At 38.2% G+C, this 22563-nt stretch carries 20 protein-coding genes; 13 read left to right on the forward strand and 7 right to left on the reverse strand.

The window, feature by feature from the left end; translation table 11 throughout:
- Positions 1–14: 14 nt before the first annotated feature.
- Both ACFO5T_RS11305 and ACFO5T_RS11310 read right to left on the reverse strand, forming a co-directional pair.
- Positions 15–977 (reverse strand): electron transfer flavoprotein subunit alpha/FixB family protein, encoded by a 963-nt coding sequence (locus tag ACFO5T_RS11305; RefSeq protein ID WP_021778035.1) that lies wholly within the window; start codon positions 975–977, stop codon positions 15–17.
- Between the two features lie 13 nt (positions 978–990).
- Positions 991–1731, reverse strand: coding sequence for an electron transfer flavoprotein subunit beta/FixA family protein (locus ACFO5T_RS11310; RefSeq protein ID WP_035325702.1), 741 nt, complete (start codon positions 1729–1731; stop codon positions 991–993).
- 254 nt (positions 1732–1985) lie between these two features.
- Between ACFO5T_RS11310 and ACFO5T_RS11315 the strand changes: the two genes are divergently transcribed.
- The 6 genes from ACFO5T_RS11315 to ACFO5T_RS11340 all read left to right on the forward strand — a co-directional run bounded on the left by ACFO5T_RS11315 (position 1986) and on the right by ACFO5T_RS11340 (position 11015).
- On the forward strand, positions 1986–2963 hold the full coding sequence (locus tag ACFO5T_RS11315; protein ID WP_021778037.1) for a pyruvate dehydrogenase complex E1 component subunit beta: 978 nt from the start codon (positions 1986–1988) through the stop codon (positions 2961–2963).
- Between the two features lie 171 nt (positions 2964–3134).
- Entirely contained in the window at positions 3135–5678 is a 2544-nt protein-coding gene (locus tag ACFO5T_RS11320; protein WP_380034465.1) for a DUF5686 and carboxypeptidase-like regulatory domain-containing protein, read from the forward strand.
- Positions 5679–6070: 392 nt separating this feature from the next.
- Complete coding sequence (locus ACFO5T_RS11325) at positions 6071–6598, forward strand: inorganic diphosphatase (RefSeq protein ID WP_021778039.1); 528 nt, start codon at positions 6071–6073, stop codon at positions 6596–6598.
- Positions 6599–6787: 189 nt separating this feature from the next.
- Positions 6788–9217: a sodium-translocating pyrophosphatase gene (locus ACFO5T_RS11330; protein WP_380034467.1), complete on the forward strand. Its 2430-nt coding sequence runs from the start codon at positions 6788–6790 to the stop codon at positions 9215–9217.
- Between the two features lie 144 nt (positions 9218–9361).
- Positions 9362–9892: a peroxiredoxin-like family protein gene (locus ACFO5T_RS11335; protein ID WP_380034469.1), complete on the forward strand. Its 531-nt coding sequence runs from the start codon at positions 9362–9364 to the stop codon at positions 9890–9892.
- A gap of 115 nt (positions 9893–10007) precedes the next feature.
- The gene (locus tag ACFO5T_RS11340; protein WP_380034471.1) at positions 10008–11015 is read left to right on the forward strand and encodes an App1 family protein; all 1008 of its coding nucleotides are present in this window, start codon (positions 10008–10010) and stop codon (positions 11013–11015) included.
- 65 nt (positions 11016–11080) lie between these two features.
- Here ACFO5T_RS11340 and ACFO5T_RS11345 read toward each other — a convergent pair whose 3' ends face one another.
- From ACFO5T_RS11345 to ACFO5T_RS11355, 3 genes are all read right to left on the reverse strand, one after another.
- Positions 11081–11599 (reverse strand): hypothetical protein, encoded by a 519-nt coding sequence (locus tag ACFO5T_RS11345; RefSeq protein WP_380034473.1) that lies wholly within the window; start codon positions 11597–11599, stop codon positions 11081–11083.
- Positions 11600–11723: 124 nt separating this feature from the next.
- The gene (locus ACFO5T_RS11350; RefSeq protein WP_021778044.1) at positions 11724–12338 is read right to left on the reverse strand and encodes a deoxynucleoside kinase; all 615 of its coding nucleotides are present in this window, start codon (positions 12336–12338) and stop codon (positions 11724–11726) included.
- 2 nt (positions 12339–12340) lie between these two features.
- Entirely contained in the window at positions 12341–13129 is a 789-nt protein-coding gene (locus ACFO5T_RS11355) for a hypothetical protein (RefSeq protein ID WP_380034474.1), read from the reverse strand.
- A gap of 50 nt (positions 13130–13179) precedes the next feature.
- On the opposite strand from ACFO5T_RS11355, the gene ACFO5T_RS11360 reads away from it, so the two are divergent.
- On the forward strand, positions 13180–13572 hold the full coding sequence (locus ACFO5T_RS11360) for a group III truncated hemoglobin (RefSeq protein ID WP_380034476.1): 393 nt from the start codon (positions 13180–13182) through the stop codon (positions 13570–13572).
- A gap of 49 nt (positions 13573–13621) precedes the next feature.
- On the opposite strand, the gene ACFO5T_RS11365 is transcribed toward ACFO5T_RS11360, so the two are convergent.
- Both ACFO5T_RS11365 and ACFO5T_RS11370 read right to left on the reverse strand, forming a co-directional pair.
- Positions 13622–14299, reverse strand: coding sequence for a response regulator transcription factor (locus ACFO5T_RS11365; protein WP_380034478.1), 678 nt, complete (start codon positions 14297–14299; stop codon positions 13622–13624).
- Entirely contained in the window at positions 14292–15896 is a 1605-nt protein-coding gene (locus ACFO5T_RS11370) for a sensor histidine kinase (protein WP_380034480.1), read from the reverse strand. Before ACFO5T_RS11370 ends, ACFO5T_RS11365 begins: the two co-directional genes overlap by 8 nt.
- 133 nt (positions 15897–16029) lie before the next feature.
- On the opposite strand from ACFO5T_RS11370, the gene ACFO5T_RS11375 reads away from it, so the two are divergent.
- The 6 genes from ACFO5T_RS11375 (at position 16030) to ACFO5T_RS11400 (ending at position 22502) form a co-directional block, all read left to right on the forward strand.
- Positions 16030–16503, forward strand: coding sequence for a hypothetical protein (locus ACFO5T_RS11375; protein WP_380034482.1), 474 nt, complete (start codon positions 16030–16032; stop codon positions 16501–16503).
- 10 nt (positions 16504–16513) lie between these two features.
- Complete coding sequence (locus tag ACFO5T_RS11380; protein ID WP_380034484.1) at positions 16514–17341, forward strand: GLPGLI family protein; 828 nt, start codon at positions 16514–16516, stop codon at positions 17339–17341.
- Positions 17342–17406: 65 nt separating this feature from the next.
- Positions 17407–18282, forward strand: coding sequence for a GLPGLI family protein (locus ACFO5T_RS11385; RefSeq protein ID WP_380034486.1), 876 nt, complete (start codon positions 17407–17409; stop codon positions 18280–18282).
- A 145-nt stretch (positions 18283–18427) separates the two neighbouring features.
- The gene (locus tag ACFO5T_RS11390; RefSeq protein WP_380034488.1) at positions 18428–21193 is read left to right on the forward strand and encodes a carboxypeptidase regulatory-like domain-containing protein; all 2766 of its coding nucleotides are present in this window, start codon (positions 18428–18430) and stop codon (positions 21191–21193) included.
- 80 nt (positions 21194–21273) lie between these two features.
- On the forward strand, positions 21274–21894 hold the full coding sequence (locus ACFO5T_RS11395; protein WP_380034490.1) for a TMEM175 family protein: 621 nt from the start codon (positions 21274–21276) through the stop codon (positions 21892–21894).
- Between the two features lie 65 nt (positions 21895–21959).
- Complete coding sequence (locus ACFO5T_RS11400) at positions 21960–22502, forward strand: CIA30 family protein (protein WP_380034492.1); 543 nt, start codon at positions 21960–21962, stop codon at positions 22500–22502.
- Positions 22503–22563 lie beyond the last annotated feature (61 nt).

A 22563-nucleotide genomic window follows, 5' to 3' on the forward strand; every position in this document is an offset into this window, starting at 1 on the left:
CTAATAATATATTTCTAGCTGTTAGAAGCTTTAAAGGCTTTAAGCTTCTCGTTGAGTTGAGGTACAATTTCAAAAGCATCACCTACGATACCATAATCTGCTGCTTTAAAGAAAGGAGCTTCTGGATCTGTGTTGATTACTACTTTTACTTTTGAAGAGTTAATACCCGCAAGGTGCTGTATAGCTCCAGAGATACCTATCGCGATGTATAGGTTAGAAGCAACAGGCTTACCAGTTTGCCCTACGTGCTCACCGTGAGGTCTCCACCCTAGATCAGATACTGGCTTAGAACAAGCAGTTGCTGCTCCAAGTATGTCTGCCATTTCTTCTATCATCCCCCAGTTTTCTGGTCCTTTCATACCACGACCTGCAGAGACTACAATCTCAGCATCTGCGATAGAAACCTTGTCTGTAGCTTTATCTACAGAGGCAACCTCTACACCAAATGTCCCTAGATCTGCACTAAAATCTTCTGTTGCAGCAGCGGCACTGTTTTCTTTAAGACCATATGCGTTCTTACCAAGACCTACAATTTTTACATCTGTAGAGATCTCTGTAATGTTAAATGCTTTGTTGGTAAAAGCAGTACGCTTTACTTTAAATGGAGCTGCGCTTTCTGGAAGTGCAACTACGTTTGATGCATATCCTGCCTCAAGCTCTACCGCTAGTAAAGGAGCAAGATACTTTGCATTTGCGCTCTGGCTTAATACCACTACTGTTGCACCTTCTGCCTTTGCTGCAGCAGCAATACCCTTTGCATAAGCAGCTGCATTAAATGCGTCTAGCTTGCTGTCTTTAAGGTTTAAAACTTTATCTACACCATAGGTTCCTAGTGGCGCTGTGTCACCCCCATTTACTGCAATAGCAGTAACAGAAGTTCCCATCATATCTGCAACACCCTTTGCATAAGATGCTACCTCAAGTGAAGCTTTTTTAAATTCTCCGTTTTCTGATTCTGTGTATACTAAAACTGACATATTATCGTACTTTTTAGATAGCTTTCGCTTCGTTATGTAATAAATCGATGAGCTCGTCTACAGTGTCTACAAGTTTTACGGCTCCTTTTGGTGCTGGCTTTTCAAAGGCAACAGCTGCTGTTTCGGTTGCTGCGCCAGTAGGTTCTACCACACTTAATGGTTTTTTACGAGCCATCATAATACCTCTCATATTAGGTATACGTAGGTCGCTCTCTTCTACTAGTCCTTTTTGACCTCCTATTACAAGAGGTAAAGTTGTAGTAACTGTTTCTTTACCACCATCTATTTCTCTAGTTGCAGTAGCGTTTGTGCCATCTACTTCTAGTGATATACACGTATTTACAAAGTTTGCTCCAGTAAGACCTGCAAGCATACCTGGTACCATACCACCATTATAATCTATAGACTCACGTCCTGCGATTACAAGGTCATAACCACCGTCTTGTACTACTTTTGCAAGTTCTTTGGCAACTTGAAAACCATCTTTTGCTTCTGTGTTAACACGTATAGCTGTGTCTGCACCTATTGCAAGTGCTTTACGAAGTGTAGGTTCTGTTTCTGGTCCTCCTACGTTTACTACGTCTACAGAAGCTCCTTGTTTTTCTTTAAACCACATTGCTCTGGTTAATCCAAACTCATCATTTGGGTTGATCACAAACTGAACACCATTAGTATCAAACTTGGTGTCTCCTTCAGTAAAGTTAATTTTTGAAGTCGTATCAGGTACGTGACTGATGCACACTAATATTTTCATAGAATTTGTTTTTTATAAAGATAAAGGTACGCTTTCGCGAAAGCGTAAACTCGTACTATTTCGTTATCGTTACAAAAATAAGGTAAAAAACTATATTTTACTATGCGCGCATAGTAAAATTTTGCAAAATTCTCATTTTTTGAGGTTTCTGAATTGCTTATTTTTGTGAGTACGTAAAAAACGATTATTAATTAGGTGATTAAGGCAATGCTTTGAGAATCCTTTGCAAATTAACCCACTAGTGGGTAACTTATATGAGAACAATCCAGTTTAGAGAAGCCGTTTGTGAGGCTATGAGTGAAGAAATGCGTCGTGACGCATCTGTTTATTTAATGGGAGAAGAAGTAGCCGAATATAATGGTGCTTACAAAGCCTCAAAAGGAATGCTAGACGAGTTTGGTGCAGATAGAGTTATAGATACTCCTATTGCAGAGCTTGGTTTTGGAGGTATAGGTGTAGGTAGTACTATGACGGGTTGTCGTCCTATTGTGGAGTATATGACCTTTAACTTCTCACTGGTAGGTATTGATCAAATTATAAACAATGCCGCAAAAATAAGACAGATGTCTGGTGGGCAATTTTCTTGTCCTATCGTTTTTAGAGGACCTACAGCATCTGCAGGTCAACTAGGAGCAACACACTCTCAAGCTTTTGAAAACTGGTTTGCAAACACACCTGGTCTTAAAGTAATTGTACCATCTAACCCTTATGATGCAAAGGGACTACTTAAAGCAGCGATACGTGATAACGATCCTGTAATCTTTATGGAGTCTGAACAAATGTATGGTGATAAAGGTGAGGTGCCAGATGGAGAGTATGTATTACCTATAGGTGTTGCAGATATTAAGAGAGAGGGAACAGATGTAACCATCGTTTCTTTTGGAAAAATTATAAAAGAGGCTTACAAAGCAGCAGACCAACTGGCAGAAGATGGTATTTCTTGCGAGATTATCGATTTACGTACGGTACGCCCGCTAGATAAGCAGGCTATCTTTGACTCAGTAAAGAAAACTAATAGACTTGTGATACTTGAAGAGGCTTGGCCTTTTGGAAACGTATCTACAGAGATAAGTCACCAGGTACAAGAGCATTGTTTTGATTACCTAGATGCACCTATACAAAGAATAAACACGGCAGATACACCTGCCCCTTACTCACCAGTACTACTTAAGGAGTGGTTGCCTAACAGTGATGACGTTGTAAAGGCTGTCAAAAAGGTGATGTACAGATAAGCTTTCGCGAAAGCGTACTATATTTGACCCCTTTCTACCTAAGAGAGGGTTTTTTTAATTAATGTGTATAAAATAACATCTCATACAGAATAATACATATTCTAAACGTTATAGGGTAATCATTGTAACCCTACTGAATGATATGTAACAACGCACAAATAGAATTAATAGATGAAACATAATTTACTTTTCTTCCTTATTACGCTCTTTACGGTGGCTATATCTTATAGTCAGACTAAAGTGAGTGGAGAAGTTTTTGACGCGCAGGGAAATGCATTACCATTTGTAAATGTCGTTTTTATGGGTTCAAATGAGGGAACTATTACAAATGAGAATGGTCGCTTTTACCTCGAGTCTGATGCTACGTGGGAGCAAGTGCGATTTTCTTTTATAGGATTTTCAAACCTTATTGTAGACTTAGAGCAAAAAGTGAACTACGAGATGAAAATCATACTAGAAGAAGAGGCTGGGGCCCTAGATGAGGTCGTAATCTTTACGGGTAAAACAGATAAAAAGAACAACCCTGCTGTAGACATACTCCGCAAGATATGGGCAAATAAAAGAGAGAATGGACTCAAGCAGTTTAAGCAATACCAGTATGATAAGTATGAAAAGCTAGAGTTTGACCTTAACACCATAGACAGTGCCCTTATAAATAGCCGCCTCTTTAAAGGGATGGAATTTATTTTTGACCAGACAGATACTTCAAATGTGACAGGTAAAACCTATCTACCCATTTTTGTAAACGAAGCCGTGTCAAAAGTTTATGGAGATAACGAGATTAACAAAGTAAAAGAAGAGCTGCTAGGTAATAAAAACAGTGGTTTTAGCGAGAATCAAACAGTGATAGGTTTTGTAAAAGATCTGTACAGTGATTATGATATCTACCAGAACTACTTACAGTTTTTTGATAAGAGTTTTACAAGTCCGCTGTCGCGCACAGGGATACAAACCTATAATTATGTACTCTCAGATAGTGCCTACATAGATAATAAATGGTGTTATAATATCATTTATTACCCACGTCGTAAGAACGAACTCACCTTTAAAGGAGATTTCTGGGTAAACGACTCAACCTGGGCAATTAAGGAGATTAATATGCAGCTCTCAAAAAGTGCAAACATAAACTGGGTCAAAGAAATCTATATGGAGCAAGAGTTTGATATCGTAAACGATACTACGTTCTTACTCTCACGAGATTATTTCTTGTCAGACTTTGCTTTTAATAAAAAAGAGCAATCTAGAGGAATGTACGGTAAGCGTACGACCCTGTATGATAACTATGAGTTTGATAAAAAGCTAGACAAAGACTACTACGACAAGGAAGTCTATAACTATGATAAGGATATCTATAATCGTGATGATGAGTTTTGGGAAGAGAATAGAAAAGAAGAACTCAGTAAAGATGAGCTAGGCGTTTATAAAATGCTAGACACCCTTAAGACGGTTAAGAAATTTAGAAATCTCTATAATGCAGGCTCTGTGCTAGCCTCTGGTTATTATGAGATCCCAAGTCTCAATTTTGATTATGGACCTATATTTTCAACCTTTGGGTTTAACGAGGTAGAAGGTTTGCGTGTACGTACCGGAGGAAGAACTTATTTTTCTCAAAACGATCCCTGGCGTCTAGAAGGTTTTCTAGCCTATGGTTTTAAAGACAAAAAAGGAAAATTTGGTATTTCTGGTAAATGGCTTTTAGATAAAAAGAGTAGACTTATTATCTCTGGCGGTTACCGTCAAGATGTAGAGCAAATAGGGGCGAGCCTTACCACTTCAAGAGATGTACTAGGTAGAAATCTTGCCTCATCATCTCTAGTAAACACAGCGACTAATGATAAGCTCACCTCTATAAAACTGGCAAACGTAGCTGCAGAGATAGAGGTGGTGCGCAACCTGCAGGTACGAGCAGATTTCTCACTGCGCACGCTCGAGTCTGCCTCAGAGACCTTTAGTCTAGACTACTTTACAGATGCCTCACAAACCACCACCACAGGTGAGCTTAAACAAGCAGAGGTGGTTCTTACTACTATCTGGGAGCCAGGTAAAAAGACATCAGGTTTTGGCGTAGAGCGACGCGTCACAAACGAGTGGTTCCCTAGCTTTTATGCTAGTTACACACGTGGGTTAGAGGGTACGCTAGACAGTGATTTTGGGTACGATAAGCTTCAATTTTCTGCTCGTAAGGCAATACGTGTAGGAGGTCTAGGTACACTTACCGCTTCTACAGAGGTAGGTAAAACCTTTGATGAGGTGCCACTGGCATTATTAAGTCCAGTGCCAGGTAACCAGTCACTGTTCTCAATATTTAACACCTTTAGCCAGCTTAATTTTTATGAGTTTACTACAGATGAGTATGCTTCTTTACAGTTAGAACATAACTTTGGAGGAAGAATCTTTAACCGTATTCCTTTCTTAAAGGGGTTAAACCTCAGAGAGATTATAGGCGTGCGTGGTATTATAGGTAATATATCACAGGCTAATATTGATCTTAACAGACCCGCCTTTGAGAGTCTTCTCTTTGCAGAGGGAGATCCAGTAACCGCCATCACACCATCTATGATTGCCCCATCTATGGAGCCGTATTATGAGTACAGCGTCGGGGTAGGTAATATCTTTAAGGTGTTTCGTATAGACGTAAACTTTAGAGGAAACTACAACTTCTTGCCAGATGCTCGTAAGATAGGGGTGACAGGTAGCTTTGGATTTTATTTTTAATTTGATTTTACGCTTTCGCGAAAGTAGTATTCCCGTCAGAGATGTTTATTTAAGTAAATCGCATTAATGAGATAATAGAACAACAAACAGATTATCTTGTTGTGAAAACATTCAAGGTGGTACTTTAATTAGTATCACCTTTCTTTTTTAAACCGCTGTACGAGTAGGTGCCTAACCTAATCTTAACACGTATTCCTTTGGTGATAACGCTTTTACAGCGTATTTTTGCACCCCGAAAGATATTTTTTGGCAAGCTGCTGTTTATAATTAATTGAATTTCAGCTATTTAAAATTTAGCTTTCGCGAAAGCGCAATACTAACAACACAAATTAGTGCTCATACATTAAGAGATTTTTTAATAGGAGAGAGCATAATTTGTTTTTTATAATGATATGACAGCAGAAAAAGTAAAAACATTTGACGTTTTAATCGAAATCCCAAAAGGGAGTCGTAACAAATATGAGTATGATTTTGAGCTAAAGAAAATACGTTACGATCGTATGATCTTTTCTTCTATGATGTACCCTGCAGATTACGGTTTTATACCAGAAACTCTTGCACTAGATGGAGATCCTCTTGATGTACTGGTTCTTGTAACAGAGCCTACTTTTCCTGGATGTGTGATTGAGGTAAAGCCTATAGGTGTTTTCCATATGGCAGATGAAAAAGGACCAGACGAAAAAGTAATTTGTGTACCAGTAACAGATCCAAGTGCAAACAAGCTTGAAGACTTATCTGACTGTAACCCACACCTTATAAAAGAGATTGAGCACTTTTTCCAAGTGTACAAAGATCTTGAAGAGAAAAAAGTAGACGTAGGTGGATGGGGAGACGTACACGAAGCTAGAGAAATTGTAGCAAAGTGTTACCAGAGATTCCAAGAGTCTGATGTACCACGTAGCGAAGTGAGTATTTACTAAGACTCACAGTATAAACGAATTAGCCTAGAAGCCGTAACGCAATGCGTTACGGCTTTTTTTGTTTGTTGTTGTTTTATGTATTCTATTGATTGTTAAGTATTTGTGATTTGTGTTGATTTTGCTACATTAGTAACATCTAAAATTTTAAGAATTTTATTAAGAAATTCTCACTAAAACCAAACAAAATTTATGGAATCAATGATGATTTACGTGCCGATTGTATTGGCCCTTCTTGGGCTTGTCTATATGATCATAAAGCAATCTTGGGTTATGAAGCAAGATGCTGGTGATGGTAAGATGAAAGAAATATCTGATCACATTTATGAGGGAGCGCTCGCTTTTTTAAATGCCGAGTATAAGCTGCTTACCATATTTGTAATTATCGTAAGTGTATTACTAGCTATTGTATCTTATGTAGTGCCTACCACGCACTGGCTTATTGTTATTGCATTTATATGCGGTGCTGTATTTTCTGCCTTTGCAGGAAACATAGGAATGAAAATCGCTACTAAGACGAATGTGCGTACCACTCAGGCGGCACGTACTAGCCTGCCTAATGCGCTTAAAATCTCTTTTGGCGGCGGTACGGTGATGGGGCTTGGAGTTGCTGGTCTTGCAGTACTTGGTCTTACAGCATTCTTTATCTTTTTCTTCCATTTCTTTATGGGTGGTGAGTGGACAAATACGATGGATATGACCATTGTATTAGAAACACTAGCAGGATTCTCTCTAGGTGCAGAGTCTATTGCACTTTTTGCTCGTGTAGGCGGTGGTATTTATACCAAAGCTGCAGATGTGGGAGCAGACCTTGTAGGTAAGGTAGAAGCTGGTATACCAGAAGATGATCCTCGCAACCCTGCAACTATTGCAGATAACGTGGGAGATAATGTAGGAGACGTAGCAGGGATGGGGGCAGACTTATTTGGCTCATATGTAGCAACTGTACTTGCAGCTATGGTACTAGGTAATTATGTGATAAAAGATATGGGAGGTAGTATCTCAGATGCCTTTGGAGGTATTGGTCCTATATTGTTGCCTATGGCAATAGCAGGTGTGGGTATTATTATATCTATTATAGGTACAATGCTTGTTAAAATTAAGAGTAACGACGCAAAGGAGTCTCAGGTTATGGGTGCTCTTAATATAGGTAACTGGACTTCTATAATACTTGTAGCAGTAGCTTGTTTTGCACTATGTAAATGGATGCTTCCAGAAACGATGCAAATGGAATTCTTTGGAGAAGGAGTGCAAGAAATCTCATCTATGCGTGTTTTTTATGCGACTATAGTGGGGCTAGTTGTGGGAGCTGTGATTTCTTCTGTGACAGAATATTATACGGGTCTTGGTAAAACGCCTATTCTCAAAATTGTACAACAATCAAGTACAGGAGCCGGGACTAACATTATTGCAGGCCTCGCTACGGGTATGATCTCTACATTTCCATCGGTATTATTATTTGCTGGTGCGATCTGGGCGTCATATACATTTGCAGGTTTTTATGGGGTGGCTCTAGCAGCCTCTGCAATGATGGCTACTACAGCGATGCAACTTGCGATAGATGCCTTTGGACCTATTTCAGATAACGCTGGAGGTATAGCAGAGATGAGTGAGCAGGAGCCTATCGTGCGTGAGCGCACAGATATTCTAGATTCTGTAGGTAATACTACGGCCGCTACAGGAAAAGGATTTGCGATTGCATCTGCAGCGCTTACATCGCTCGCATTATTTGCAGCGTATGTGACGTTTACGGGAATAGACGGTATTAATATTTTTAAAGCACCTGTACTGGCAATGCTCTTTGTAGGAGGAATGGTTCCAGTGGTATTTTCTGCACTTGCGATGAATGCCGTAGGAAAAGCAGCTATGGAAATGGTGCAAGAGGTACGTCGCCAGTTTAGAGACATACCAGGTATAATGGAAGGAACAGGGAAACCAGAGTATGATAAATGTGTGGCTATATCTACACAAGCTTCACTTAAAGAAATGTTGCTGCCAGGTATTTTAACCATTGGTTTTCCGCTCGTGATTGCTTTCTTGCCGCTTGCCTTTGGGATGAATCGTCTTGCTATTGCAGAGATGCTAGGAGGGTATATGGCCGGCGTTACGGTAAGTGGCGTGTTATGGGCAATCTTTCAGAACAATGCTGGAGGTGCCTGGGATAATGCAAAAAAATCTTTTGAGGCAGGAGTAGAGATTAACGGTGAGATGACTTACAAGGGCTCTGATGCTCATAAAGCTGCTGTAACTGGTGACACGGTAGGAGATCCTTTTAAAGATACATCTGGACCGTCTATGAATATACTTATAAAGCTTACTTGCCTTATAGGTCTTGTAATTGCACCTATACTAGGTGGTCATACAGATGATGGTCTGGCTATTACTACAGAAGATGGGACTGTAGTCGCAATTGCTCAAGATGGACGCATTAAGGAAACACGTGAGGTGCAAAAAGAAGTTCGCTTCTCTATGGCAGAGCGTGATGGGCAGTTTGTAGGAACAGTAACTATTACGACAGATGATAATGGTGAGATGAGTACTGAGGTAAAAGAGTTTACAGGTACAGAAGCAGAGGTAAAAAAGCAAATGGACGCCTTTGAAGCATCACTTCGCAATAAATAGTTTATACACTAGCAATTACATATAACAAGGTGAGTCTTATAGACTCACCTTTTTTATGACATTTACATACCTTAACAAAGGTTTACAATGGTGTTGTGAGAGCTGCAGCTGTTTATGCGGTAATTTTATGTAAAAATTAAAATTATGTTATTACCAAAAACACAAGTTCCTTCACTGGAGCTTCCATTAATAAATGATACTAACTGGAAACTGAGCGATCAAAATGCAGAAAACTTTACACTCTTAGTTTTTTATAGAGGACTGCATTGTCCTGTATGTAAAAAACAACTTGAAGAGCTTTCTCAAAAGCTAGATAAGTTTGTAGATCGCGGGATTAATGTGGTGGCTATAAGTGCAGATACAGAGAAGAGAGCAAAAATAGCAGGTGAAGATTGGGATATAGAAGGGCTGCCAGTAGCATATAATCTATCACTAGAGAAAGCAAGAGAGTACGGATTGTTTGTTTCTGAAGCAGTTTCAGATAAGGAGCCAGACTTCTTTACAGAGCCTGGTCTCTTCTTGATAAAACCTGATGGAACACTATTTTTCTCAAGTGTACAGTCTATGCCTTTTGCAAGACCGCACTTTGACGACATTTTAGGAGGGATAGATTTTATTATGAAAAAAGATTACCCAGCTAGAGGAGAGGTAAAAGGAATTCCTCAAAATGCGTAAGATATAGATACATATCTCTACTAAAAAAGTGCATTACTATAGTTGTGCACTTTTTTTATGAAGCTATTATTTTTAAGCTTTCGCGAAAGCGTAATACTAACCAATACATCGTACAATGTTCTTTTCTAAAAAACAAGATCCTATACAAATAGACGGGTACCAGTCTTATGGGACTAAAAACCACTTATACCTCATAGGTCGCGCTTTAGAGCACGAAGGAGTAGATCTAAAGAAAAAGGGTGTGCTTGCTGCTTTTAAAAATGCCTATAAACAGTTTGCTACAGATGAGTTGCGTCACACAAAACTTAAAGTGACTTTACCAGATGGAGCTGTCTTTTACACCACCACAGATGCCGAAGGATATTTTAAAATAGATGAGCAGGTACACGGCTTAGATAAGATGACTAATAGTGAGGGCTGGCTACAGCTTACAGTGAGCTTTGATGATGTAAAAAAGGATGTGGTACTTATGGGGGAAAATAAGTTTGCTATAGAGATGCTTATCCCTTCAGAAAATGCGTCTTATGGAGTCATAAGTGATATAGATGACACGATTTTACATACGGGAGTAGCGTCGCTTCTTAAGTGGAGAGTGATTGTAAATACACTTTTTAAAGATGTAGGGAGGCGTACATCGCTAGAGGGAGCTCCTTCTTTATATCAAAAGCTACATAGAGGAACTTCTGAAGCAGATGCAAACCCAATGTTTTATGTGAGTAACAGCCCTTGGAATTTATATAACTACCTAGAATCTTTTGTGAGGAATCAAAATTTCCCGAAAGGGCCTATATTATTAAGAGATTTTAGAGGGCCTTTTGAGAAAACTCCAAAACCAGAAAAGCCCCACAAGCAGCACGAGATTAGAAATATATTAAACACCTATCCAGACTTAAAGTTTGTGCTTATAGGTGATAGTGGAGAGCACGATGTAGATATTTATCTAGAAGTAGCAAAGGAGTATCCAGAGCAAATACTAGCGGTGTACCTGCGTAGTGTAAAGCATAAGAAAAAGGTAATGCGTGTAAAAAGTGTGCTTGCACAGTATGAGACCACGCCAGCAGTACTAGTAGAAAAGAGTTCCTTTGCAGAGGAGCACGCGAGATCTATAGGTCTTATAGCATAAAGCATAAAAAACGGCTACTTAATTAAAGTAGCCGTTTTTATTTATGTAGTTAAATTGTGTTTTGACTATTGTCTCGCAAAACGTAATTCACTAGTAAATGTAGATGTGCCATTTGCCTCTACATCTGTACTTTCAAATAATAGTCTAAGCTGGCTGTCGTTAAATAAAGTAACATCTCCAGCCTCACCATCTATAGTAAGTGTCTGGTTTGTGTCATTTACAGAATAATTACCTGTATCTGAGTTTGTGATAATCTCAGTTTCTTCTACAGGGTCGTTGCTCTCTAATTGAGTTGTTCTTGTAACACGGTATTGGAAGTTTACAGTATAAGTTCCGTTTGCGTCAAAAACAATATTTGATGTTCCAAACGTATCACCCACCTCACTTATCGTTGTAGTAGCTGTACCACCTGTAACTTCTTCTTGTATTACCTCTTCACTCTCGTAAAAGTTTAAGTTGTAAGTTCCGGCAAGTAGTGCAGGTGTAAGTGTTGGTCCTGCTGGCTCAGAAGAATCGTCGTCATTGCTGCAAGATATAGTCATCACAGAAATTGCCATAACTAAAAATAGAGTAATCTTTTTCATAAAATATTTTAAGTTTAAAAACGCGCAAATCTAGTTTATAAAAACAGAACTAGAAAGAATTTTCTTCTAGAATTAGGATGAGCTAATAAATCTAATATGCTTACAATAAGAACATTGGGTTATGTTAAAAAAGCCCGTTTAACTCAGCATCTATTCTATTTATGATATCTCCTAGATCTTCTGGATTATCTACAAAGTCAAGATTATCTACATCTATAATAAGAAGTTTTCCTTTGTCATAACCGTGTATCCACGCCTCGTATCGTTCATTAAGACGGCTTAGGTAATCTATAGATATAGAGTTTTCATAATCTCTGCCACGCTTGTGTATTTGCGATACAAGGTTTGGGATAGAGCTACGCAGGTAAATCATAAGGTCTGGTGCATCTACTACACTCTCCATAAGGTCAAAAAGCGACTTGTAGTTGTTGTAATCTCTATTAGTAAGCAAGCCCATCGCGTGCAGGTTAGGCGCAAATATGAATGCGTCTTCATAGATAGTACGGTCTTGTATAATAGATTTATTGCTATCGCGTATCTCTAGTAATTGTCTAAAACGGCTATTTAAAAAATAAATTTGCAGGTTAAAAGACCAGCGCTCCATCTCATTATAAAAATCATCTAGGTAAGGGTTATCTACCACGTCTTCAAACTGTGGAGTCCACTTAAAATGTTTTGCGAGAAGTTTAGTCAGTGTCGTTTTACCGGCACCAATATTACCGGCGATGGCGATGTGCATAGTTAAGGTTGTTTAGCTAGTTTGAGACGGAAAGCAGTGAGCTTTTTATCACTGTAAATATAGAGACTTTCCCCTTTTAAAGAAAGCTGTTTTATAGATAAATCTAATGTTTCTATAACTCCTACAGCAGCAGTATCATTAGGTTTGTAATAGAGCTTTTTATCTGCATAAAGTATAAAAGCACCTTGGTCTTGTGACATAAGCTGGCTTTCAGGACTTTCTATCTTCTCTATAAAACTCCCATAATTATTGTAGTAAAAAACACCATCTTTAGTACTCACCCAGGCAAAGTTAAAGTTGCTCATAAGTGCTGTGGCATTATGTGCCATAGGGGGAAACTGGGTAAGAACCTTTTGAGTATTCCAGTCAAAAATTTCCAACTGTTGTAAATCTGTATTAAAAATCCAGAAACGCCTATCACTTGCCGTACGCACGTGGCTTACATTTCTAAAGTTTTCTATCGTAGAGAAGTTTACACGTGTGATCTCGTTAAGTGTGTTGTCAAGAATGACAGCTGTGTTTGAGCTTTCATAAAACAGGGTAATTCTAAGCGGGTTGAGCACATCTACTGAAATTAATGCACCCAATTGCAATGCCGAAAATTGATACTCATTTTGCACATCAGTCTTATATAAGATATCACCTTTAATGTGGTATAGTGCATTAAAAGCATCTACAGCTATAAAGCTGTCTGTGTCTAGTGTGACCTCATTGACCTTCTCTAGGGAGTAGCTCTGGCTTGTAACTGTGATAGAAGCAAGAAATAATAGTATGTAAATCAGTTTATGCATTAGTAAGCAAAGTACAAAAATCTAGCCGTTATAGTTAATACCTTTGTAATGTGAGAAAAGAGATTAAAAATAGAGAAGACGTATACAAACTGGTTACCACTTTTTATGGTCGCATACGTAGTGATGTTTATCTGGGACCTATTTTTAATAAGCACATTACAGACTGGCCACATCACTTTGAGCATCTCACAGATTTTTGGGAAGGGAACCTGTTTCAAAAGCGCATTTTTACAGGAAGACCTTTGCAGGCTCACAAGCGTGTAGATAGAGATGAGGGTTACACTATAAATGAGCAACACTTTGGCGTGTGGCTCAATCACTGGGTGCAAACGGTAGATGAATTATATGAAGGCGAACTTGCAGAGATGGCAAAGTTTCGTGCTCGTAAGATTGGAACTTTCTTTCTAGTAAATATGTTTCAGGCAAAACCAAGAGTGGAATAATTACGCTTTCGCGAAAGCGTAACACAGCAACTAATACTTTGCGTTAAATCTAGCACAGCAATTTATAGCCATAACCACGCACGTTTACAATTTCTACTTTAGGATCTTCTTTGAGTTTCTTGCGAAGTTTTGTGATAAAGACATCCATACTACGTGCGTTGAAAAAATCATCATTGCCCCATAGTTTTTTTAAAATCAGGCTACGGTCCAGCACTTGATTCTTATTTTTTACCAGATTAAAAAGAAGATGGGCTTCTCTATGTGTGAGACGGGTGACGTCATTATTGTAATGCAACTCTTGCCTCGGGAAGTCGAAGCTGTAGTCACCCACCTTAAGTACCTCTGACTTTTTTTGTTGTGCAGAGTGATTCAATAAGTTTTTAATACGCACGATGAGTTCTTCCATACTAAAGGGTTTCTTTAGGTAGTCATTACCACCTATGCTAAACCCCTCTACAACATCTGCTGGTTGAGACTTTGCTGTGAGAAATATAATGGGGATTTCATCATTTATAGCTCTTACTTCTTTGGCTAGAGTAAAACCATCCATCTTAGGCATCATTACATCGAGTACAAGTATGTCTGGAGTGTCTTGTTTAAATTTTTCAAAAGCAGTCTCACCATCTGGACATAGTGTGACGGTAAAGTCCCTAGTCTCAAGGCTCTCTTTTACAATCTGGCCTAGCGCAGGCTCATCTTCGGCGAGTAGTAGATTTATTTTAGACATATGGCAGTGTGATTTTAAAAGTGGTGGGTTGGGTTTGTACCGTGATATTACCACTGTGTTTTTCTATAATGGTCTTTGTATAGTAGAGACCTATACCAAAACCTTTTACATCGTGCTTATTTCCCTTTGGCACTCTGTAAAACTTGTCAAAAATGTGTTGAGCTTGTTGTTTTGTAAGCTTGTTGCCACCGTCTGCGATGGTGATTTGTATATTTTCTTTGGTGCTGTTAAGGGTTATTTTTATGGTGACTCCACCATATTTTATGGCGTTATCTATAATATTATCTAGCGCGTTTTCTAGGTGAAAAACATCTATAGATGCCATTATATTTCTGTCTTGAGTGGTAAAGATTAGTGCTTTGCCATTTGTGGTTTCTTGATGTGACTGTGTGATGTGCTCAAGTAGCTCAGCGAGGTTAGTCTCTTGTTTATTAAGTTCTAAAGCTTCGCTGTCTAATGTGGCGGTCTCAAGTAGTTTCTCAACCATTGTGTTGAGTTTTGATACTTGCTGTGATGACATCTCAAGATACTTTTTTGTTTTCTCTTTACTGTCTGCCTCATTAAAGTGTTGTATACTTTCTATAGCTACACCTATGGTGGCTATGGGGGTTTTAAACTCGTGGGTGATGTTGCTTATAAAGTCATTTTTAATCTCGGCAAGCTGCTTTTGCTCTTGTATGATTTTAAGGAGGTAGAGTAGGCTGGCTATTACAGCACCTACAAGTAGTAGGGAGAGGAGCATCCCTAGTAAATTACGTTGTAAAACGATACTGGCTACATTTTTAAAACCTACGGCTAGGCTACTCTTCTTAGGGAGTAAATTTGAGGTAGAGACGATAGCAAGATCGTGATTATTGAGTGTTTGTGTGGTGTCACTTTCTGCTGTGTTGTAAGCAATAGTATATTGTGTGTTGTTTAGATTTTTTCGCGTAAGCTCTAGGTTAATAAGGCTATCTAGGGTAGGCACGTTTATCTTATCATCTTTAAATGACAAAACTATACTCGTTGTAAGGTCTGTAAGTGCTTCCAGTCTATCTGGTAATGCTGTTTGTGACGAGTCTGTTATCTGTTGTGAGGTAAGTAGGTTGTTTTTTATTCTTTTTGAAAGCACTTCTACTGCTTTCTCACTTTCGCCAAATACTTTAAAAGTAGTTTGACTGCTCGATGTAGGTGAGTTGCGTTTAAATTCTTGAGCATATGTGGTATCTACTTTAACCACACGACTGGCAAAAATGCTGTCTAGTTCTGTTGGGCTTGCACCTTCTACTATAATGTTATCATCATTATTAGTCTCTTCTATTTTAATACTATTTATAGTAAGACCACTGTCTACACGCTTACCTAGATTCTGCATTTTATCTGATTTAAAAAATAAATCTAGATTTTGATCGTCTCCCAGAAATCCTATAGTGTTAGAAGCCGTGATATCTTCATAATAGGCGCTTACAGCATTATCAATACTGGTTTGCATATCACGTTTGAGCTGTGCTTTTCCCACCTCATAATTTTTATAATTCCAGTAAATCTGCACTGCGAGTGTGCATATTATGACGGCGCTTATAAAGTACAATATGGTTTTATAATGTCTTTCTTGCATAATTCAAATGTAGTGGGTTAACTAGCTGTTACCAAATCGCTTAACACTCGTTAACGGTTGTTAACTCAAATACCCAAAGATGTTCTCCATATTTGTACTGTTCAATACAACAAACATTTTAAAACCAATCTATATGAAAACAATTATCACAATCATTCTATCCTTACTAGTGAGTGTTTCTTTTGCTCAACAAAAAGAGTTGAAGCTCGAAGTGTCTCAAGAATTTAAAGAAGAACTAAAAGAGGCGCTCACAGTTCTTTCTGAAAAGCTTGAAGATACAAATAGAACTACTTTTTTTACAGACCAAGAAATAGCAAAAATAGAGGCAAAATTAAAGGAAGCAGGTCAGAAAGTAAGTTACACTTTTGAAAAAGAAGATATTACTCCAGAAGGTTTTAATGCTAAGGTTACAAAAAATGTAAAAATTACTATAAATCTAGATGAAGATGATCAAACCCCACTTGCTGGGCTTACAAAAGAAGACTTAAGCAATATTGAGAAAGAACTTTCGGAAGCGGCAAGCATATTAGAAAAAAGTCCGACCTTTTTAGAATTAAAATCTAGAGTTGAAAATCTAGAGCAACAAAATAATAAGAACAACAAATAACATAAAGACTATGAAATCTATATCCAAAAATTTACTAGTGCTTGTGATGGTTTGCGCTTTCGCGAAAGCGTACTCACAACAAGTATCTGGAGTGGCAACATACCAAACGCAACGTCATATAGAAATGAAGATGGATAGCACTTCGGGTATTACAAGCGATATACAGAAGACCTTACAAGAGCAGCTACGCAAGCAGTTTCAAAAAGAATACACACTCACCTTTGATGGTAAAAAGTCTTTGTGGAAAGAAAATGCAACATTAAACAAGCCACAAGCGCCTTCAAGTAACGGGATACAAATTCAGGTATCTACTAGTAATGATGAGCTGTTTAATAATATAGAAGAGCAGAGCTTTACAAATAAGACCAATCTAATGGGAAAAGACTTCCTTATAGAAGACAGCTTAAAAAAGCCTGAGTGGAAACTTGAGAAAGAGATGAAAAATATAGGGCAATACACCTGTTTTAAAGCGACACTTACAGAAGAGAAGGAGACTATTAATATGGTTAATGGAGAAGAAACAGACCCAACAAAAGAAACAAAGGTCACAACTGCCTGGTACACGCTAGACATACCTGTGCAGCAAGGGCCAGATCGTTTCTGGGGATTGCCAGGACTTATACTCGAAGTAAATGACGGTAAGATGGCTATGATGTGCACAAAGGTAGTGCTCAATCCAAGCGAAAAACTTAACATAACACCACCTACAAAAGGTAAAAAAGTAAGTGCAGAGGAGTATGAAGAAATTTCTACAGCAAAAGCAAAAGAAATGATGGAGCGTTACCAGACTAAAGGTAAAAAGGGAGGTAATCACATTAGTATTGAGATACAGGGATAAAAATTTTTGAATTTTTATTAAACTATTAGCTAGCTTTATAGTCTAAAATTTCAAACACAGATGTTATGAGTAAAGCTACCTTTTCTTTTTTAATGATTTGCACATTCCTTTTTTCGGCAGTGATTACTGCGCAGGAGATTACTGGGGTGGCCACTTACCAGAGCAAACGCACGGTAGATATGTCTAATTTTGGACGTCGTGGTCAGCAAATGAGCGAAGCTCAGAAAAAGCAAATGATGGAGCGTATGAAGCGCTTCTTAGAAAAAGAATATACACTAAGTTTTACAAAAGATGAGTCTTTTTATAAGGAAGAGGCAAAGTTAGAAACCCCAGGACAAGGTGGAGGAGGCCGTGGTTTTGGCGGTGGTTTTACACAAGGAGGGATTTATTCTAACCGTGCAAGTAATGACTATGCACGTGAGAATGATATGATGGGTAAAACTTTTCTTGTAAAAGACACCTTAAATAACCTTAACTGGGAGCTTGTAAAAGAAAGTAAGATGATAGGCCAGTATCCCGTTTTTAAGGCAGTGGCAACGCGCAGCCTTGAGACTAACCTGTGGTCTAGAATGGGGAGAAGAGCAAGAGAGTTGCAAGAAAAAAATGACTCTATTAAAAAGGCTGGAGGAACCGTTGCCGAAGAGGAACCAAAGACTGAAGAAATCGTAGCCTGGTATACACCTATGATTCCTGCAAGTCACGGCCCAGACGAGTTTGGCGGGTTACCAGGTTTGATACTAGAGTTAAGCACAAGTAATACCACTATTTTATGCACAAAGGTGGTGTTAAACCCAAAAGAGCCTGTAAACATTGAGGCTCCTGTAAAAGGTAAGGAAGTAAGCCGCGAGGAGTACACAAAAATCCTTGAAGAAAAAGGAAAAGAAATGGCAGAGCGTTTTGGCAGAGGAGGAAGACGTGGTCAAGGCGGCGGCAGATTTTAGAAAAGCTATCATCGCTTTACGTTTGCTGTAGTCTATACAAAGCCTGCCGAAGAACGAAAGCGTAGGACTAACATTCATAATTATTTTATACACAACGACCCTTAATTGCTGGACGTTGCGGTGTAAAAAAACAACCAATCCAAAGATGAAAAATACCCAACTTCTTTTGGCAGTGCTGCTTGCATTGCCCAGCATTATTTTTGCCCAAAGTATGACACTCAAAGGTGTGGTTAAAGACAGCATAGGGAACCCGCTTGAGCTAGCAAATATTATTGCTACAAACAAGGCTGAAGGTACCCTAGAGTCTTACGGTATTACAGATCAATCTGGTAGATATAAGCTGGATCTTGCTACGGGTGTTACTTACGATCTTAAAGTTAGTTACTTGGGATTACAGTCTATACTAGAAGAGTTTACACCTGCCCAAGATGCAGATGAGGTAGTTAAAGATTTTGTACTTAGAGAAGATCCAAATCAGCTTGATAATGTAGAGCTTGTCTATGAGATGCCGGTTACTATAAAAGGCGATACCATTGTTTATAATACAGACAGTTTTACAAATGGTACAGAACGCAAGCTAGGCGATGTACTTAAAAAATTACCGGGTGTTGAGGTAAATGATGATGGTGAGATTGAGGTAGAAGGACAGGTTGTGAGCAAAGTGATGATAGAAGGGAAGGAGTTTTTTGACGGAGATTCTAAGCTAGCAACAAAAAATATCCCTGCAGATGCACTCAAAAAAGTAGAAGTACTTAAAAACTATAATGAAGTAGACCAGATGCGAGGTCTGGGTAATGATCAAGATAATGTTGCGATAAACTTAAGACTTAAAGAAGGAAAGACTAATTTTTGGTTTGGTGATGTGACTGCCGGTCTAGGTGATGGTGAGAAGACGCGCTATCTGGGTAAGGCAAAACTGTTTTATTACAGCCCTAAGGGAAGTATTAATGTTATATCTAATTTTAATAATACAGGAGATGTACCTTTTACTTTTCGTGATTATTTCAACTTTACAGGTGGTTTTAGAGGGTTTAATAGACGAGGTGGTACTGGATTTAATGTAAGCGATAGTGGTTTAGGCTTTTTAACTACTCAAAATAATAGAGCAAATGAGATTGAGTCTAATTTTGTAGCGGCAAACTTTACCTATGCAGCCTCACCTAAGTGGGACCTTAGCGGCTTTGCGCTACTAAGTGATAATAAAACCAACTTTGTAAATAACTCTCTCAACACATTTATCAATCAAGGATTTACTCAAGGGTTTGATGAAGTGACTGACCAGCGCAACCAGCTTGGTATGGCAAAATTAAGCTCAAAGTTTAAGCCTAATGCTAGCCTGCAGGTAGATTATGATGTACTGCTTAAAAAGTCAAAACAAACAGAATTTTCTGATGGCGCAAGTATTATTACGCAAGATGGAGAGACCACAACAGATATTGTAGACCAGAATAAGGAGAATGAACCATTTTCTATAAATCAAAATGCAAACGTTTATTTTACGCTAGATGAGAATAATATATTCTCAGGTACCTTCCAGCATTTATATCAGGATGAAAATCCATTTTATAGTGCGTTATTATCTCAAGAGCCTTTTACGTCTCCTAACCCAGATGATCCAGATAATCCTTTTGAGGCCATAGATTTTACATCAGGAGCAGACGGGCTTTTTGATATTAATCAAAATAAAAGCGTTATCTCAAATAAGCTTGACGCAAAGATAGATTACTACTATGTTCTTAATAATAAGAGTAATCTCAATTTCACACTAGGAACCACTTTGAGTCGTCAAGACTTTAATTCTAACTTATTTGAAATTTTAGAAAATGGTAGCAGTCAAGATCTCAACGAGACAGAAGACGGTACACCTATAGGTAATGATGTGCGCTTTAATTTTAGTGATGTGTTTTTAGGTCTTCATTATAAAATAAAGACAGGCATATTTACAATCACACCAGGGCTTACACTACATAATTATACTACTAAGAGCACACAGCTAGCTAGCATAACAGAAGATAGTGAGTGGATGGTGCTGCCAGACTTATATACTGTAGTTGAGTTTTCTCAAGGTAAAAGCTTACGTTTTAATTACCAGATGACTGCCCAGTATACAGACGTAAATAATTTTGTCGAAGGCTTGTTGTTTAATAACTACAACAGCCTCTTTAGAGGTAATCGAGATATAGAAAATGCCATCTATCACGACGTGAGTTTAAATTACTTTAGCTTCAGTATGTTCAACTTTACGAGTCTTTTTGGAGGTGTTAATTATAGCCGTCGTGTAGATCCTATTAAGACAGCTGGTGACTTTATAGGTATAAACAGAATATCAAGACCTGTAAATAATACAAATTTTGCAGACCAGACGTTAAGTGCAAATGCGCGCTTCTCAAAACGTTTTAAAAAGTGGAAGTTTAACGCAAGCGCAAGAGGTAGCTACAGTGATCTCAATAACATTGTAAATACAGAAGACCGTAATACAAAAAACTTAACCCAAAACTATACAACGAGTGCAGAGACTAATTTTAAAGAAGGACCCAATTTTGAAATAGGTTATAACTTTACGAGCACAAACTCAGATAACGGGGTGACAGATAGAACCTTTTTCACAAATAGACCATTTGCAAATGCAGAGTGGAGTTTTGGTAAAGGATTTACAATTGCTGCAGACTGGAGCTTGTACAACTATGACGATAATGATGATAGTACAGAGATAGAAAATAGATATTCTTTCTTAGAAGCAAATCTCTACTATAAAAAACCAGAAAGTAAGTGGGAGTTTAGAATACAAGCCACAAACTTGCTAGATGTAGATGTGATAAGTACAAATAGTGTAAATGATTTTACCATCTCAAATACAGAGTATTTTGTGCAGCCTCGTATTGTAATGTTTACAGTACAGTATAGTTTGTAGCATAACTACAAGAAACACTTTTTAAAAGCGACTTCATTCTTTATGAGGTCGCTTTTACTTTTTTTAATTACTTTAGAAAAATGATACAAGAAACTTATGATAAAGCTCGCGTAGTAAACTTTTCAGATGCTGTATTTTCTATTGTAATGACACTTCTCATTCTAGAGGTAGGTGTCCCTAGTATTGCTACACTTAATAAGTTGTCTTTTGGAGCCGTACTTGCTAACAGGATACCAGATTTCATAGGTCTAGTGGTGAGTTTTTTAGTGAGCGCATTATATTGGATAGGTCACATTAAGTTAATGAAATTTGTAAGTGTGGTAACGGGTAAGCTACTGTGGATTAATATATTTTTCTTGCTCACCATCGTCTTACTTCCATTCTCAACAGCGATGTATGTAAATGGGTTTGATTACCCAGGTCCTTTTATGTTTTACTGTATCAATCTTGCGGTTATAGGTGCTTTTAACTTAATTATGACGCGCTATGTGTATTACTCAGAAAACAAGAAAACAGGTTTTATCAGAGTACTGTATCGCTGGTATCGTGCAAGGGCTATAAATGTTTTAATAATTTGGGTTCTTGCCGCGCTCTGTACACTGGTGTTCCCAATGTTTGCTCGAATGATTTTTGTCTTTCTTTTTGTTGTTCAATTTCTTATTGATCGTCGTTTTAAGAAGAAAATGACACTTGTCGAGTAGTGTTAAAAATGTGGTAAGTATAAGGTTTACGCTTTCGCGAAAGCGTAACTTTAAAGAAAAAAGCTATGAAATATCTCTTAGCCTTACTGATCACAACTACTATGAATACGACACCGCTCTCTTTTGATTTTGGAACTACTTGCAACACTTGTGATGACTGGTTTGTCGTGCTTGATGGTGTGATGGGAGGATTATCTACGGGTAGCATTGAGCAAACTAAGGAAAGTTTCATCTTTCGCGGAAGCGTAAGTCTTGAGAATAATGGTGGTTTTGCATCCTTGAGAACTCCTTACCAGTCTTATGATTTGTCGAGTTATACAACCGTAACTGTACGATATAAGTCTGCGGGACAAGATTTTGGGCTCACGCTCAATAAGTATAAAAGATTCTGGAGACCGAATTATAAAATAAACCTACCCATCACTCAAGGGGAGTGGAAAACCGTCACCTATAATCTCACAGATTTTGGCACCTACAGACTGGGGCAACCTCTGGAAGGGCACCCCGATAAAGATGATCTTGCAGAGATTATACGCATAGGGCTAATTTCAAATACAAAAGCCGCAACAGATTTTGAGATAGAAGTAGATAAAATCATATTTGAGTAACTACATTTTTGTCATTTCGAGCCTGCCGAGAAATCGCATCACATTGAGCACATATGAGTGA

Source organism: Dokdonia genika (assembly GCF_042652845.1).
Classification (GTDB): domain Bacteria; phylum Bacteroidota; class Bacteroidia; order Flavobacteriales; family Flavobacteriaceae; genus Dokdonia; species Dokdonia donghaensis.